This window comes from Pseudomonas sp. LBUM1663, assembly GCF_059695905.1.
Map to the genome: position 1 here is coordinate 4933436 of NZ_CP166792.1, position 15524 is coordinate 4948959.

At 58.0% G+C, this 15524-nt stretch carries 12 protein-coding genes and 4 tRNA genes; 5 read left to right on the top strand and 11 right to left on the bottom strand.

Annotated elements, in window-relative coordinates; genetic code table 11:
- The first annotated feature begins 170 nt into the window (after positions 1-170).
- A complete protein-coding gene (locus ACA075_RS22635; RefSeq protein ID WP_497295470.1) occupies positions 171-4319 on the top strand; it encodes a CheR family methyltransferase in 4149 nt (1382 codons plus the stop codon).
- 1 nt (position 4320) lies between these two features.
- Here the strand turns inward: ACA075_RS22635 and ACA075_RS22640 are convergent, their stop codons facing one another.
- Together ACA075_RS22640 and ACA075_RS22645 are read right to left on the bottom strand one after the other, a co-directional pair.
- The gene (locus ACA075_RS22640) at positions 4321-4860 is read right to left on the bottom strand and encodes a hypothetical protein (RefSeq protein ID WP_497295471.1); all 540 of its coding nucleotides are present in this window, start codon (positions 4858-4860) and stop codon (positions 4321-4323) included.
- Between the two features lie 145 nt (positions 4861-5005).
- Positions 5006-5082, bottom strand: a tRNA-Arg gene (locus ACA075_RS22645).
- 290 nt (positions 5083-5372) lie between these two features.
- On the opposite strand from ACA075_RS22645, the gene ACA075_RS22650 reads away from it, so the two are divergent.
- Entirely contained in the window at positions 5373-5609 is a 237-nt protein-coding gene (locus ACA075_RS22650) for a hypothetical protein (RefSeq protein WP_497295472.1), read from the top strand.
- Positions 5610-5631: 22 nt separating this feature from the next.
- Positions 5632-5811: a PA3371 family protein gene (locus ACA075_RS22655; protein ID WP_497295473.1), complete on the top strand. Its 180-nt coding sequence runs from the start codon at positions 5632-5634 to the stop codon at positions 5809-5811.
- On the opposite strand, the gene phnN is transcribed toward ACA075_RS22655, so the two are convergent.
- Positions 5786-6358: a phosphonate metabolism protein/1,5-bisphosphokinase (PRPP-forming) PhnN gene (gene phnN / locus ACA075_RS22660; protein ID WP_497295474.1), complete on the bottom strand. Its 573-nt coding sequence runs from the start codon at positions 6356-6358 to the stop codon at positions 5786-5788. The genes ACA075_RS22655 and phnN overlap by 26 nt on opposite strands.
- 386 nt (positions 6359-6744) lie before the next feature.
- On the opposite strand from phnN, the gene ACA075_RS22665 reads away from it, so the two are divergent.
- Positions 6745-7071 (top strand): Arc family DNA-binding protein, encoded by a 327-nt coding sequence (locus ACA075_RS22665; RefSeq protein ID WP_003178899.1) that lies wholly within the window; start codon positions 6745-6747, stop codon positions 7069-7071.
- 102 nt (positions 7072-7173) lie between these two features.
- Here ACA075_RS22665 and mgtE read toward each other — a convergent pair whose 3' ends face one another.
- Positions 7174-8616 (bottom strand): magnesium transporter, encoded by a 1443-nt coding sequence (gene mgtE, locus ACA075_RS22670; RefSeq protein WP_010457218.1) that lies wholly within the window; start codon positions 8614-8616, stop codon positions 7174-7176.
- A 319-nt stretch (positions 8617-8935) separates the two neighbouring features.
- Between mgtE and ACA075_RS22675 the strand changes: the two genes are divergently transcribed.
- Complete coding sequence (locus ACA075_RS22675; RefSeq protein WP_497295475.1) at positions 8936-9454, top strand: cell envelope protein SmpA; 519 nt, start codon at positions 8936-8938, stop codon at positions 9452-9454.
- Positions 9455-9473: 19 nt separating this feature from the next.
- Here the strand turns inward: ACA075_RS22675 and ACA075_RS22680 are convergent.
- The 7 genes from ACA075_RS22680 to ltaE all read right to left on the bottom strand — a co-directional run bounded on the left by ACA075_RS22680 (position 9474) and on the right by ltaE (position 15445).
- Positions 9474-9550 (bottom strand) — tRNA-Arg (locus tag ACA075_RS22680).
- A gap of 71 nt (positions 9551-9621) precedes the next feature.
- Positions 9622-9698 (bottom strand) — tRNA-Arg (locus ACA075_RS22685).
- 107 nt (positions 9699-9805) lie between these two features.
- Positions 9806-9896, bottom strand: a tRNA-Ser gene (locus tag ACA075_RS22690).
- A gap of 62 nt (positions 9897-9958) precedes the next feature.
- On the bottom strand, positions 9959-10147 hold the full coding sequence (csrA, locus tag ACA075_RS22695; RefSeq protein ID WP_003178872.1) for a carbon storage regulator CsrA: 189 nt from the start codon (positions 10145-10147) through the stop codon (positions 9959-9961).
- A gap of 189 nt (positions 10148-10336) precedes the next feature.
- A complete protein-coding gene (locus ACA075_RS22700) occupies positions 10337-11578 on the bottom strand; it encodes an aspartate kinase (RefSeq protein ID WP_008033100.1) in 1242 nt (413 codons plus the stop codon).
- 91 nt (positions 11579-11669) lie between these two features.
- Positions 11670-14294: an alanine--tRNA ligase gene (alaS, locus tag ACA075_RS22705; RefSeq protein WP_497295476.1), complete on the bottom strand. Its 2625-nt coding sequence runs from the start codon at positions 14292-14294 to the stop codon at positions 11670-11672.
- A gap of 146 nt (positions 14295-14440) precedes the next feature.
- Complete coding sequence (ltaE, locus tag ACA075_RS22710) at positions 14441-15445, bottom strand: low-specificity L-threonine aldolase (protein ID WP_497295477.1); 1005 nt, start codon at positions 15443-15445, stop codon at positions 14441-14443.
- Positions 15446-15524 lie beyond the last annotated feature (79 nt).

Sequence of the window (15524 nt, forward strand, 5' to 3'; positions counted from 1 at the left end):
TGACCGTTCGGGTTATCGGCCAGGAGTGCCGTTCCCTTGAGAACTCCTGCCAATCAAGTGTCTCTAAATATTTGAAGGTGTTATTGAAAAACGGGCTTATCCTGCTTTATTGACGCGTTTTTATAACCGCAGATCTCGATAAACCGTAGTCGCCGGCAAAGGCAGAAGAAATGACCAGCACACCCCAGCACTCGGCCACAGATCCTGAGCGCAAGGCCCTGAGCCCCAGCTCCCTGGACTTTCCGGTTGTCGGCATTGGCGCGTCGGCGGGTGGGCTGCAAGCCATCAAATTGTTTTTCGAGAACATGCCGCACGACAACGGCATGGCCTTCGTGATCATTCTTCACCTGTCGCCCGATCACCAGAGCATCGCAGACAAGATCATCCAGGAATCGACCCGGATGCCGGTCCTGCAAGTCACCGAGACCGTGCCGATCGAGAAAAACCACGTCTACGTCATCTCTCCGGCTCAGCGGCTGACCATGAATGACGGCGCGCTTGAGGTCAGCAGCAACGACCCGCGCGAAGTGCGACACGCCTCGATCGATCTGTTCTTCCGCGACCTGGCCGAAGTCCACCGCGAGCGCGCCTTCTGCCTGGTGCTGTCGGGCAGTGGCTCCGATGGCGCGGTCGGGCTGTCGCGCATCAAGGAACACGGTGGCATCACCATGGCCCAGGCGCCGGAAGATGCCGAGTTCGACGGCATGCCTCGCGCCGCCATCGAGACCGGCAATGTCGATCTGGTGTTGCCGGTGGTGGAAATGCCGCAAAAACTGCTGGAGCTGTGGCACAACTCGCAGGAAATCAGCCTGCCCACCGCAAACGATCCGGAACTGCAAGTCTTCGCCTCCGTGTCCGAGCGTGACGCGGTGCTCGCCGAACAGATGTTGCACGATATTCTGATCCAGTTGCGCACCGGCACCGGCCATGACTTCAAACACTACAAACACGCGACCGTGTTGCGGCGGATAGAGCGTCGGATGCAGGTCACGACCCAGCCAGACCTGGGGGCCTATTTCCGCTATCTGCAAAGTAATCCCGAAGAAACCAAGGCCCTGCTCGGTGACATGTTGATTGGCGTGACCAACTTCTTCCGCGATCGCGAGGCTTTCGAAGCCCTGGAACGGGACGTGCTGCCGCAACTGGTCAGTGCCGCCGTGTCAGCGCAGCCCGAAAAAGAAGAAATCCGCGTCTGGTCGGCCGGCTGCTCCACGGGCGAGGAAGCCTACAGCCTGGCGATGCTGCTCAACGATCAACTGCAACTGGACGCCAGCAAAGCCTCGCTGCAACTCTTCGCCACCGACATCGACGAGCGTGCCATCAGCATCGGCCGAGCCGGTCTGTACCCGCAAGCGATCGTGACCGATGTACCGCCGACGCGCCTGCGGCATTACTTCATCAAGGAAGACGACCACTACCGGATTCGCAAGGAGATTCGCGAGAAGGTCCTGTTTGCCAAACACAGCCTGTTGTCCGACCCGCCCTTCTCGCAAATCGACCTGATCGTCTGTCGCAACCTGTTGATCTATCTGGATCGCGAAGTGCAGCGTGAAATCCTGCAGATGTTCCACTTTGCACTACGCCCGGGCGGTTTTCTGTTCCTGGGTTCTTCCGAGAGCGCGGACGCTTGCCACGAGCTGTTCGCCCCGGTGGACAAGCGCAACCGGATCTTCCGCGCCAAGACCGGCACCGCCAATAGCCGACGCACTCCGACCATGCCGCGTGGCGGTTACGTGCGCACCGACGTTTCCCGTGAGGCACCGCAAAGCGCGGTGCAGCGCAAGTTGTCCTTTGGCGATATTCATCAGCGCGCCCTCGAACGCGCCGCACCACCGAGCATGATTGTCGATGCCAACGCCGACATCCTGCACATGAGCGAAAGCGCCGGGCGTTTCCTGCGCCATGTGGGCGGTGAGTTGTCGCGCAATCTGCTGACACTGATCCTTCCGGAATTGCGCCTGGAAATCCGTACCACACTGTTTCAGGTCCAGCAGAGCGGTTTGGTAGTGAAATCCCGCGCGGTGTCGATCACCCGCGACACTCGGCGCTACAAGGTCGACCTGATGGCGCAGCCTTATAAGGACGAAGCGTCGGACGGTGAATTCGTCCTGGTGATTTTCGAAGAGGCCGAAGTCGATCCTTCCGAACAGGCCACCACCACCCTGCTGCAAACCGAAAGCCAGGTGCTGTCCAACCTTGAACGCGAACTGCAACGCACCAAGTTGCACTTGCAGGACACCATTGAACAATCGGAAGTCTCCAGCGAAGAGCTCAAGGCTTCCAACGAAGAAATGCAGGCGATCAACGAAGAACTGCGCTCGGCCACCGAAGAGCTGGAGACCAGCAAGGAAGAACTGCAGTCGATCAACGAAGAGTTGCTGACGGTCAACTACGAGCTGAAAACCAAAGTTGAAGAAACCGACAAGATCAACGACTACCTGACCAACCTGATTGCCTCCACCGACATCGCCACGGTGTTCGTCGACCGCAGCATGCGCATCAAATGGTTCACCCCGCGCGCCACGGACATCTTCAGCATGTTGCCGGTAGATACCGGGCGCTCCTTGCTCGACATCACCCACCGTCTGCACTACGACGACCTGGCCCGTGATGCAGCGCTGGTCTTCGAGTCATTGAACATGATCGAGCACGAAGTCAGCAGCACCGACAAACGCTGGTACATAGCCCGCCTGCTGCCCTACCGCTCCAGCGAAGACCACATCGATGGCACGGTGCTGACCTTCATCGACATCACCAAGCGCCGCGCCGCCGAAGAAGACCTGCGCCTGGGCGAAGAACGCATGCGCCTGGTGGCTGAAAGCACCCGCGATTACGCGATCATCACCCTTGATGAGCAAGGGGTGATCACCAGCTGGAACAAAGGCGCCGAGCTGATTTTCGGTTACAGCAAGTCCGAAGCCGAAGGGGCGTACTACGACTTTATTTTCTCTGACGCAGACCGCGCCTCCGGGGAGCCTGAAAACGAACTGCTGGCGGTTCGCACTCATGGCCGCTGCGATGACGAACGCTGGCACCTGCGCAAGGATGGCAGCCGGTTTTTCTGCAGCGGCGAGATGACCCTGCTCAGCGGCGGCAACCTGCAGGGCTACGTTAAAATCGCCCGGGACCTGACCGGGCACAAACGTCAACACGAAGAGCAAAGCCTGGCGCTGGCCGAGACCCGCAACACTAACTACCTCAAGGACGAGTTCTTCGCGGTCATGTCCCATGAGCTCAAGCACCCGCTGAACCTGATCCAGCTCAACGCGGAACTGCTGCGGCGCCTGCCGGCGACCAAGACGCTGGCGCCCGCCGCCAAGGCCGTCAACACGATCTGCGATGCGGTCAACAGCCAGGCCCGGATCATCGATGATCTGCTGGATGTCGCGCGGGTCCGTACTGGCAAGCTCAGACTGCAACCGGTTACCGTGGACCTGGTCAGCGTGCTGCGCGATATCCACAGCGTCGTCCTCAACGAGCGGCACGAAACCACGGTCGAGTTGCATGTGCCTTCGCAGCCTTTGATGGTGCATGCCGATCCGACACGCCTGGAACAGATCATCTGGAACCTGGTGAACAACGCACTGAAATTCACCCCACCCACTGGGCTGGTGCAACTGGTCGCCAGCCAGGATGGCAACAGAGTGCGACTGGACATCATAGATAACGGCACCGGGATCGCCGCCGAGAACCTTGAGCACGTGTTCGATCTGTTCGGGCAGGCAGAGAAACAACATGCCACGCATAACCGTGAAGGGCTGGGGATTGGCCTGTCGCTGGTCCGCCAACTGACAGAAGCGCAACGGGGCTCGGTTAAAGTGAGCTCACCCGGATTGGGCGCAGGGTGCACGTTCAGTGTCTACTTGCCGATGGCCAAGACTGAACATGACGCTCAAACCGCTACGCAGGTCGAAGGTGCCGGACGGCTGAGCGGTTTGACCATCCTGCTGGTCGACGACTCTGCCGAAGTACTGGAAACCTTGAAGTTGCTGCTGGAAATGGAGGACGCGCAAGTGATTGCCTTCGACCGTCCGGTGGCCGCTCTGGACGCCGCAAAAGGCACGCACTTCGACCTCATCATTTCGGACTTGGGCATGCCGGTCATGAACGGTCACGAGCTGATGAGCGCCTTGCGGCAACTCCCGCTGCTCAGGGATGTGCCGGCCATTGCGCTGACAGGCTACGGTGCCCACAGCGATATTCAGAAATCCCGGCAATCGGGCTTCGACCAGCACATCGGCAAACCGGTGTCCTACGATGACTTGATCGAGACCATCGAAGAACTGCGGCGCTCGTCGAGCCTGTCGATCGGCAAATGACTCAGCACAGATAGGCGCGTTGCACACTGATGCGCCGATCAATCGCCTGCCGCAGGCGCTCTTTGTGGTCCGCCCACACCCCGGGGTCGACTTTGGTTGCGCGCATCAGCTCAAGCATCGCGGCTTTGGCTGCCAGGTACTCCGACCAGGCGTCTTCGGAGCGGATTTTCAAACGCTCACGTTCGGTCATTTCCATGCGCCGCAGCGCCAGCGTCGGTTCATCGGTGATCACTGGTGTTAACGTGAACTGCACCCGGTGTGGCGCGACAAACGCCTGAGTGTCCGCAACCAATTCTCTCGCCCGCTGAGCGCCCCACTTCAATGCGATGCAGTAATACTCACCCACCGTCCTGTCGTGAAATTCCTCGCAAATTGCCCAGCCACTGTCGGCATAAATACCGATAAACACCTGGGTCATGCCCTCTTGGCCGATCCGCGCCTGCACCTCGACCTGCACACCATCGCTGAGCACTTCTTCATGGGTGTGGAGCGGTAGCCGGGTGTTGGTCCATAACCAGAAATGTGCGCCTCTGTGTCGCATGGCTTCGCTCCCTGAGTGGTACGAGGAGTAAGGCACAGCAATGACGGACTTGCCATGTAGGTCGTCGGGTTGACCGGGCACAAAAAAGCCCCGCTGGAGGATTTCTCCGGCGGGGCTTTGTCACAGCGCGATGCTGAAAATCAGATGGTGTCCCAGGGCAGGTTCGAACTGCCAACCTTCCCCTTAGGAGGGGGATGCTCTATCCAATTGAGCTACTGAGACACAGATCGCCCGCAAGGAATGCGGTGCGAGGGACGGCGTGCATGTTAACGGGCAGGCCTGCTTTTGTCATGTCGTCCGTAGGGCTTTTTAAGTGTAGGCAGCAGCCCTTTGTCATCGTGGCCTAATTTACCGTGCAAATTGCATCCTCTCAAAATGCCATCATTGCAATTTGCAACGACCGCCTCTTTGAGCAATAAGTTAATTCTTTGTTTTTAAAGGATTTAATAGCCGTTAGACTCTTGGCACGCGGGCTGCTTCAGCTGTTCTTACGAACAACCGAGGTCAGCCTCATGAACAGCGTCCTTTTACTCTCGAATGCAATCGCCCTTACCGTCTTGCTGGGTGTCCACTTTGCCCCCGAGGAGAACGGCGCTGTGCAGGTTGCGCAACGGATGCCCCATTACCTCCAGCTGCAAAAAGCCCCGCAATTGGCGGTCATGAACGATCAGCGCGGCTTTGTTGGCAAGGATGTGAGCCAGCACACTTACCCGCTGGTGTCGCAGTCTTCGGAACGCTTGGTATTTTGAATCACCCTATCAGGAGCACAGCATGTCCAAATCAGCCGCAGGATGTTTGATCCTCGCCTTACTGAGCGGCGTTCTTCATTTGTCATGGGTTCCGGATGCGCTCGCCACCCTGCCCCTGGTTGCCTGCGGTGTATTCGGCGCATTGTTCGTGCTCGCGCTGATTGTCGGACGCAAGATCAAGTTCGATCCGGTTTTGCGCTGACGTTCAGCAATTTCAGAAGATTGGCGACGGTGTCCGTAAGCTCCCCAGAGTTGTCGAGTCGATAGATCTGCGTGTCACCGAGAGAATCCTCCGCCGCAAACAGCCCGTTGCGGCGCAATCTCGCTTCAATTTCCTCAGTACTCTCACGACCACGCCTCATCAGGCGCTCGCGCAACACCTCATCCTTGACCGTCAACAGCACCGGCAGCAGCGTGGGATAGCGTTGTAGCGCTTCGGCCAGGTGGCCGCGAGAGCCGTTGACCAACACAAGACAGCCGTCCCTCAGCCAATGGTCGATCTGGACCGGAATGCCGTAATCCAGGCCATTGGCGTGCCAAGACAGCGCGAAGTCACCGTTGGCGCGGCGTTGCGCGAACGCCTTGCGAGAGATTCCGATGGCGTCTTCGCCTACGGATTCAGCCGAACGCGTAATGACCCGACGTACAACTTCGCCATTTATCGAGCGTATAGGTCGCCGAGCCGCTTCGATGAGGCTGTCCTTGCCGGATCCGGAAGGCCCCATCAAGTAAATCAACCTGCCATCCATCCTGAATCATCCCCCTTTGCGGGTCTGCCACTAGTAAATCGGCCATTTGCCACTATCCTGTATAAGGCAAGGACCAAGGATCGAATCCGCGTAGCATGCACCTTCAGGCGTCTTCGGGCATCACCTGACGGGGCAAAGGACGCGGTCTGCGATACGGGCATGGGCCAAAGTTTTCTAACCAGTCCACATTTTTGATAAGGATGCTGGCATAACGCCTTTACCCAGCTCAATATTTGTCACAGAATTGACGCCAATGATCTGGCTGCTTTGAGGCATGATGCGAGCCTCTATCAATTCAGGTTGAACATTTGGCCAGAGAGCTTGTCCTATCAGACATCCTGCGGCCAATCCCGAGAACCGCTCCCCTGAACTAACCGGTTAAATATATGCGCCCATTGAAACAGGCAATTTATTCCAGCCGTACGGCTGACAAGTTCGTCGTACGTCTGCCAGACGGAATGCGTGAACGCATTGCCGAGGTGGCTCGCAATCATCATCGCAGCATGAACTCCGAAATCATTGCGCGCCTTGAGCAGAGTCTTATTCAGGAAGGTGCACTGGGCGAAGAATTGAGCATGCGCCTGGACAGCCCGGAGCTGTCATTGCACGAACGCGAACTGCTGCAACGCTTCCGCCAACTCTCCCACCGTCAGCAAAATGCTCTTGTTTCGCTGATTGCCCATGACGCCGAAATGGCCGCAGACGCATCCTGATTCGACCCGAAAGCCCAAGCCAGCATAATAGCTGGCTTTTTTTTGCCTGAAATTCGGCGATAAAAAACCCGCCGATTGGGCGGGTTTCTTAAAGCAGGCAAGTCAAAGCAGGAAAATAGTCGCCAGCCCGAGGAAGATGAAAAACCCGCCGCTGTCAGTCATGGCGGTAATCATCACGCTCGCACCCATCGCAGGGTCGCGCCCAAGCCGCGCCAGGGTCATCGGGATCAAGACCCCCATCAACGCCGCCAGCAACAAGTTAAGCGTCATGGCGGCGGTCATCACCACGCCGAGGGACCAACTGCCATAAAGTAGATAGGCCACGACGCCAATCACGCCACCCCAGACCAGGCCATTGATCAAACCGACGGCCAGCTCCTTGCGCATCAATCGCGAGGTATTGCCGGTGCTCACCTGGTCCAGTGCCATGGCTCGAACGATCATGGTGATGGTCTGGTTGCCCGAGTTGCCACCGATACCAGCCACAATCGGCATCAATGCCGCCAGCGCCACCAGTTTTTCAATGGAGCCTTCGAACAGGCCGATCACCCGGGATGCGATAAACGCGGTGATCAGATTGACCGCCAGCCAAGCCCAACGGTTACGCAGGGATTTCCAGACGGAGGCGAAGATATCTTCTTCTTCGCGCAGACCCGCCATGTTGAGCACTTCGTTTTCGCTCTCTTCACGGATCAGGTCGACCATTTCATCGATGGTCAGACGGCCAATCAGCTTGCCGTTCTTGTCGACCACAGGCGCCGAGATCAAGTCGTAACGTTCGAACGCCTGAGCGGCGTCGTAAGCGTCCTCGTCCGGGTGAAAACTCACCGGGTCGCTGGCCATGACTTCCGACACCTGTTTTTCCGGATCATTGACCAGCAAACGCTTGATCGGCAGCACGCCCTTGAGCACGCCATCGTAGTCGACCACAAACAGTTTGTCGGTGTGGCCCGGCAGCTCCTTGAGACGCCGCAGGTAACGCAGAACGACTTCGAGGCTGACATCCTCACGGATGGTCACCATCTCGAAGTCCATCAGCGCACCGACTTGCTCCTCGTCATAGGACAACGCGGAGCGGACGCGCTCACGCTGTTGACCATCGAGGGTTTCCATCAACTCGTGGACGACGTCTCGCGGCAGCTCGGAAGCCAGGTCAGCAAGTTCGTCGGCGTCCATGTCCTTGGCCGCAGCCAGGAGTTCGTGATCGTCCATGTCGGCGATCAGGGTTTCACGAACCGAGTCGGATACTTCGAGGAGAATGTCGCCGTCGCGATCAGCCTTGACCAATTGCCAGAGCGTCAGACGATCGTCCAGCGGCAAGGCTTCAAGGATGTAGGCAACGTCGGCGGAGTGCAGATCATCAAGCTTGCGTTGCAGCTCGACGAGGTTTTGCCGGTGAACCAGGTTCTCGACCCGGTCGTGATGCGGACCTTCCTGGCGATGAGTCAGGTCTTCGACCACCCGCTGGCGCTGCAGCAGCTCAACGACTTGAGCGAGGCGGTCTTGCAAGCTTTCCTGCGTTTTCTTTACTTCAACTTCAGACATAGGCGAACTCCACTCCCAGCAGCGGGGCACGCCGGAAGGATCAATCAGTCAATTCATGATTGGAAAAACGGGATACTGAGTAACTACTGGGTAAGTCCATGGAGGTATTCCACAAGCCCCGGCGGGGCTGACGGGCGCAATGATACACCGCCCGACGGTTTTAAACGTTAAAAAATCATGGCTGAAACAAGCGGTTGCAAGACAAAGCTGAGTGCAGTCCTGATCTCTCCAACTGCGACGACTCATTCTGAAAAGAAAACACACCCTCATCGAAAAATGTAGCGGCTACCCTGACATGGACCGTCATGGAGGACGTTTGATGCCATCGATTACCGTTTATTTTTTACTGCTTGCCCTGCTCTGCCTTTCGCCCCGGTTGCAGGCAACCACCCTTCACCGTTGCGAAGCACCCGACGGTCGCCTCACCTTCACGACTTTGAGTTGCGCGGACGGTGAAAGCCTCTCTCTGCAGGATGTGCGCACTTTCACGCCCGGCAACGCCATAGCGCTCATGCCCGAGGCTGGCACTCGGGAAACACCCACGATGAAAATCAGAAGGAAGGAGCCAACCGTTGTCGGCCAATCTGAGGACAAGTGCGGAAACCTGATATCCGCCAAGGAACGGCGCGAAGCAATCATCCATCAACGGATAGTCGCCGGCATGACACAACAGGACGTCGAGAGCGCCCTGGGCAAGCCGGACAAGATCAGTATCAGGAATTCCGCAACGAGCTACCGCTACGACATCAAGCGAGGCCGCAGTGCAAACGTCGAGTTCGATGAGAAAGGATGCACCAAGGGAAAAGCCAAATCCTGGACGGCAAAAAGCCCGCGTTAAACGCGGGCTTTTTGGTGTTTGGTGCACTCGACAGGATTCGAACCTGTGACCGCTCGGTTCGTAGCCGAGTACTCTATCCAGCTGAGCTACGAGTGCATTTGTGTTTTTATACCAGATCACAACTGGTTGGAGCCAAGTCATTCGCATTGCTGCAAACAACTCTTAAATGGTGCACTCGACAGGATTCGAACCTGTGACCGCTCGGTTCGTAGCCGAGTACTCTATCCAGCTGAGCTACGAGTGCATTTGTTGCCGCGCATTATAGGCCGTCTAATCTCTATGTAAAGCACTTTTTCTAGTAATTTCAAACACTTACCGAAAAAGCCAGATTACAACGTACTACGCAAATAATGGCGGAGAACGGGGGATTCGAACCCCCGACACCCTTTTGAGGTGTACTCCCTTAGCAGGGGAGCGCCTTCGGCCACTCGGCCAGCTCTCCGCAACACGGGGCGTATATTAACCAGCTTCTTCCCCGTTTGCAAACATAAAAAACGATAAAAATTAATGGCTTGGTTCGTCGTCCTTCTCTTTCTTGATCCGCAAGTAGATTTCCTCACGGTGAACCGCAACCTCTTTGGGTGCGTTAACGCCAATACGCACTTGATTTCCTTTGACGCCGAGCACGGTCACGGTGATTTCGCCATCACCAATAATCAGGCTTTCTGCGCACCGACGAGTCAGAATCAGCATACCTTTCTCCTCACGCATTTCATTTCAGGGACAACAGTCTGCAAAAAAAAGGCACTCGACCTACAACCGGAAACGATCGCAGCCCTACATGCCTGAGTATTGACCAGCGCGAGCAAAAGAACAGTTCTTGGGTCGCGCTATTCAAAAAAGACAAAGGGCGCGGTCAGACCGCGCCCTTTGGCAAACGCATCACTCGCCCGTTCGGGCCGGTGCGTCCAGTTCGAAAGCCGTGTGCAGAGCGCGCACAGCCAATTCCAGATACTTCTCTTCGATCACAACGGAGACTTTGATTTCCGACGTCGAGATCATCTGGATGTTGATGCTTTCTTTCGCCAGGGATTCGAACATGCGGCTGGCCACGCCTGCGTGAGAACGCATGCCGACGCCGACGATCGAGACCTTGGCGATCTTGATGTCACCAACCACTTCACGGGCACCGATCTCGCGAGCGGTGTTTTCCAGCACGGTTTGTGCGGCCTGGAAGTCATTGCGGTGCACGGTGAAGGTGAAGTCGGTGGTGTTATCGTGCGCAACGTTCTGCACGATCATGTCGACTTCGATATTCGCGGCACTGATCGGACCGAGAATCTTGAATGCAACGCCCGGGGTGTCTGGCACGCCACGGATGGTCAGCTTGGCTTCATCGCGGTTGAAAGCGATGCCGGAAATGATCGGCTGCTCCATGGTTTCCTCTTCATCAATAGTAATGAGGGTGCCCGGACCCTCCTTGAAGCTGTGCAGTACGCGCAGCGGAACGTTGTACTTGCCGGCGAATTCCACCGCACGGATCTGCAACACCTTGGAACCGAGGCTGGCCATTTCCAGCATCTCTTCGAAGGTAATCTTGTCCAGGCGCTGGGCCACGGAAACCACACGCGGGTCGGTGGTATAGACACCATCGACATCGGTGTAGATCTGGCATTCGTCAGCCTTCAAGGCTGCCGCCAGCGCCACGCCGGTGGTGTCGGAACCGCCACGACCGAGGGTGGTGATGTTGCCGTGCTCGTCGACGCCCTGGAAACCGGCGACAACCACCACACGACCTGCCTTCAGATCACCGCGAATCTTCTGGTCATCAATCTGCAAGATACGCGCTTTATTGTGCGCGCTGTCCGTCAGAATCCGCACCTGGTTGCCGGTGTAAGACACCGCAGGCACGCCGCGCTTGATCAGCGCCATGGCCAACAGTGCAATCGTCACCTGCTCGCCCGTGGAGACGATCACATCCAGCTCACGCGGAACCGGTTGGCCATCACCACTGATTTGCTTGGCCAGATCGATCAGACGGTTGGTTTCGCCGCTCATGGCCGACAGGACAACCACCAGGTCATCGCCGGCATCGCGGAATTTCTTAACCTTGTCGGCGACCTGCTCGATTCTCTCGACAGTGCCGACCGAGGTGCCTCCAAATTTCTGTACGATCAAAGCCATTTCAAAGCCGCCTCTGCCCATGAAGGGCGCCCAAATAATCACTCAAACAGCGTTCCGGCCCGCCACTAGACTGCAGGCCGGACACCCTGCCTTATAAACCCTGCTCTACAAATGGAACAGTCAGGGCCAGTGCCGCGTCCAGTGCGCCAGCGTCAGTACCACCGCCTTGCGCCATGTCTGGACGACCACCGCCCTTCCCGCCCACTGCCGCAGCGGCTTGCTTCATCAAATCACCGGCTTTGAGTTGGCCAGTCAGGTCTTTGGTTACGCCTGCAACCAGAACGACCTTTTCCTCATGGACACTGCCGAGCAGGATCACTGCGCGGCCGAGTTTGTTTTTCAGCTGATCGACAAGCGCCAGTAGCGCCTTGGCGTCCTGACCGTCCAAACGCACGGCCAGCACTTTCACGCCTTTGACGTCCAGGGCAGAAGCCGACAGATCGTCGCCCGCCGCGCTGGCCGCCTTGGCCTGCAACTGCTCGAGTTGCTTCTCCAGCAGACGGTTGCGCTCCAGCACAGCCGACAGCTTGTCGATCAGGTTGTCGCGGCTGCCCTTGACCAGGCTGGCCGCTTCCTTGAGTTGTTCTTCTGCAGCGTTCAAGTAAGCCAGTGCCGCAGCACCGGTGACTGCCTCGATACGACGCACGCCCGAAGCAACACCGCCTTCGCTGATGATTTTCAGCAGGCCGATGTCGCCGGTACGGTTGGCGTGGATGCCACCGCACAGCTCGACGGAGAAATCACCGCCCATGCTCAGCACGCGCACGTTGTCGCCGTACTTCTCGCCAAACAGCGCCATGGCGCCTTTTTTCTTGGCGGTCTCGATGTCGGTTTCTTCGGTTTCAACGGCGGAGTTCTTGCGAATCTCGGCGTTGACGATGTCTTCCAGAGCCTTCAGTTGCTCAGGCTTGATGGCTTCGAAGTGGCTGAAGTCAAAGCGCAGGCGCTGACTGTCGACCAACGAGCCTTTCTGCTGAACGTGATCGCCCAGCACTTTGCGCAACGCCGCATGCAGCAAGTGAGTGGCCGAGTGGTTCAGCGAAGTGGCGTGACGCACGTCGGCTTCAACGTGGGTTTCCACCGGTGCGCCAACGATCAGGCTACCCGATGCCAGCACACCGTGGTGCAGGAACGCGCCGCCGGTCTTGGTGGTGTCGCGCACATCAAAGCGGCTGCTGCCCGCCTGAATGTAACCGCAGTCGCCGATCTGGCCGCCGGACTCAGCGTAAAACGGGGTCTGGTTCAGCACGACCACGCCTTCCTGCCCTTCACTCAAGACGTCCACGGACTGGCCATCTTTATAGAGAGCGACGACTTTCGCCGAACCGCTGGTGGCTTTGTAACCGGTGAATTCGGTGGCCACATCAACCTTGACCAGGCTGTTGTAGTCCATGCCGAAGGAACTGGCGGAACGGGCACGGACGCGCTGGGCTTCCATTTCGCGTTCGAAGCCTTCTTCGTCGATGGTCAAGCTGCGCTCGCGAGCGATGTCGCCCGTCAGGTCCATCGGGAAGCCGTAGGTGTCGTAGAGCTTGAACACCACGTCGCCCGGCACCACGTCACCTTTGAGTTCGGCCAGATCCTGCTCGAGGATTTTCAGGCCCTGCTCCAGGGTCTTGGCGAACTGCTCTTCTTCGGCTTTCAGTACGCGTTCGATGTGCGCCTGTTGGGCTTTCAGCTCAGGGAAGGCTTCACCCATCTCGGCAACCAGCGCCGCAACGATCTGGTAGAAAAAGCTGCCCTTGGCGCCCAGTTTGTTGCCGTGACGGCAGGCGCGACGGATGATCCGGCGCAGCACATAACCACGGCCTTCGTTGGACGGCAGCACGCCGTCGGCAATCAGGAAACCGCACGAACGAATGTGGTCAGCCACGACTTTCAGGGAAGCCTGAGCGTCGTTGGTGCAGCCGATAGCCTTGGCGGATGCGCTCAGCAGGCTCTGGAACAGGTCGATTTCATAGTTCGAGTGAACGTGCTGCAGCACGGCACTGATCCGCTCCAGGCCCATGCCGGTGTCGACCGACGGTGCTGGCAGCGGGTGCAACACGCCATCGGCGGTGCGGTTGAACTGCATGAACACGTTGTTCCAGATCTCGATGTAACGGTCGCCGTCCTCTTCCGGCGAGCCGGGCGGGCCGCCCCAGATGTCGGCGCCGTGATCGTAGAAAATCTCGGTGCACGGACCGCACGGGCCGGTATCGCCCATGGTCCAGAAGTTATCGGAAGCGTATGGCGCGCCTTTGTTGTCGCCGATGCGGACCATGCGCTCGGCCGGAACGCCGATTTCCTTGGTCCAGATGTCGTAGGCCTCGTCATCGCTGGCGTAGACAGTGACCCAGAGCTTTTCCTTCGGCAGGTTCAGCCACTGCTCGGAGGTCAGGAAGTTCCAGGCGTAGGTGATCGCGTCGCGCTTGAAGTAATCACCGAAGCTGAAGTTACCCAGCATTTCAAAGAAGGTGTGGTGACGGGCGGTATAACCGACGTTTTCCAGGTCGTTGTGCTTGCCGCCGGCGCGCACGCATTTCTGGCTGGAGACGGCGCGGGTGTACGCGCGCTTTTCCTGGCCCAGGAAGCAGTCCTTGAACTGGTTCATCCCCGCGTTAGTGAACAGCAGGGTTGGGTCGTTGCCCGGAATCAAAGAGCTGGAGGCTACACGGGTGTGGCCTTGCTCTTCGAAGAAGCGAAGGAAGGCTTCACGGATTTCTGCGCTTTTCATTAGGTTCTTCCACGGAGGCTGCGGCCAAAGGCCTGTGCGAAACGTCAACAGACGAAGCGACGGCAAAGGGCCGCATTATATCGGCCCAGCGCGCGGGGTACAGCGTGTTTATACGATAGAAACGGTCAATTGGACCGCCAAGTCGATCAGTTGCGAGAAAAGTCGACGAATGTCGCCACAACTTGCTCGATTTGAGCGCGACTGACGTCCATGTGCGTGACCATTCGCAGGCGTCCGGCAGCGCTCAGCTTAATGCCACGCTGGGCCGCGAAGGCCTTGATCGCCTCGGCCTTGTCGCCCATGTTCACGTAAACCATGTTGGTCTGCACCGGTTCGACTTCGTAACCAACCTTTTGCAGTTCGTCAGCCAGAAATTGCGCATTGGCGTGATCGTCGGCCAGACGCTGAACGTTGTTGTCCAGTGCGTAGAGCCCCGCCGCCGCCAGAAGACCGGCCTGGCGCATGCCACCACCGACCATTTTGCGCAGGCGACGCGCCTTGCCGATCAACTCCGCCGAGCCGCACAACACCGAACCGATCGGCGCGCCCAGGCCTTTGGACAGACAGACCGAGACCGAATCGAAGTGCTGTGTGATCTCGCGGGCATCAACACCCAACTTGACGGCCGCGTTGTAGAGGCGAGCGCCGTCCAGGTGCAGCTGTAACCCATGTTCACGAGTAAAACTGCGTGCCCGGGCGAGATACTCCAGCGGCAGGACTTTGCCCTGCATGGTGTTTTCCAGCGCCAACAACCGCGTGCGGGCGAAATGGAAGTCGTCCGGTTTGATTGCGGCGGCGACATGCGTCAGATCCAGCGAGCCGTCGGCCTGCACTTCCAGCGGCTGCGGCTGGATCGAGCCGAGCACCGCCGCGCCGCCACCTTCGTACTTATACGTGTGCGCCTGCTGGCCGACGATGTACTCGTCACCCCGTTCGCAATGAGCCATCAGGCCCAGCAAGTTGCTCATGGTGCCCGTCGGCACGAACAACGCAGCGGAAAAACCCAACCGTTTTGCCAATTCCGCTTCCAGACGATTGACCGTCGGATCTTCGCCATAGACGTCGTCACCGGTGGCCGCAGTGGCCATCGCGTCGAGCATCCCGGCGGTCGGTTGGGTGACGGTGTCGCTGCGTAGATCGATAACGCTCATGAATCGGGCCTCGGTAAGCAGGGGAAAATCCCTTTCAGGTAGGAATTACTGCGGTCATGACAACGATTAATCAACCCCA

Bases quoted from the DNA above. Each gene is read 5' to 3' on its own strand.
- ACA075_RS22635 (WP_497295470.1), top strand. From the start codon at position 171: ATGACCAGCACACCCCAGCACTCGGCCACAGATCCTGAGCGCAAGGCC.
- ACA075_RS22640 (WP_497295471.1), bottom strand. From the start codon at position 4,860: ATGCGACACAGAGGCGCACATTTCTGGTTATGGACCAACACCCGGCTA.
- ACA075_RS22650 (WP_497295472.1), top strand. From the start codon at position 5,373: ATGAACAGCGTCCTTTTACTCTCGAATGCAATCGCCCTTACCGTCTTG.
- ACA075_RS22655 (WP_497295473.1), top strand. From the start codon at position 5,632: ATGTCCAAATCAGCCGCAGGATGTTTGATCCTCGCCTTACTGAGCGGC.
- phnN (WP_497295474.1), bottom strand. From the start codon at position 6,358: ATGGATGGCAGGTTGATTTACTTGATGGGGCCTTCCGGATCCGGCAAG.
- ACA075_RS22665 (WP_003178899.1), top strand. From the start codon at position 6,745: ATGCGCCCATTGAAACAGGCAATTTATTCCAGCCGTACGGCTGACAAG.
- mgtE (WP_010457218.1), bottom strand. From the start codon at position 8,616: ATGTCTGAAGTTGAAGTAAAGAAAACGCAGGAAAGCTTGCAAGACCGC.
- ACA075_RS22675 (WP_497295475.1), top strand. From the start codon at position 8,936: ATGCCATCGATTACCGTTTATTTTTTACTGCTTGCCCTGCTCTGCCTT.
- csrA (WP_003178872.1), bottom strand. From the start codon at position 10,147: ATGCTGATTCTGACTCGTCGGTGCGCAGAAAGCCTGATTATTGGTGAT.
- ACA075_RS22700 (WP_008033100.1), bottom strand. From the start codon at position 11,578: ATGGCTTTGATCGTACAGAAATTTGGAGGCACCTCGGTCGGCACTGTC.
- alaS (WP_497295476.1), bottom strand. From the start codon at position 14,294: ATGAAAAGCGCAGAAATCCGTGAAGCCTTCCTTCGCTTCTTCGAAGAG.
- ltaE (WP_497295477.1), bottom strand. From the start codon at position 15,445: ATGAGCGTTATCGATCTACGCAGCGACACCGTCACCCAACCGACCGCC.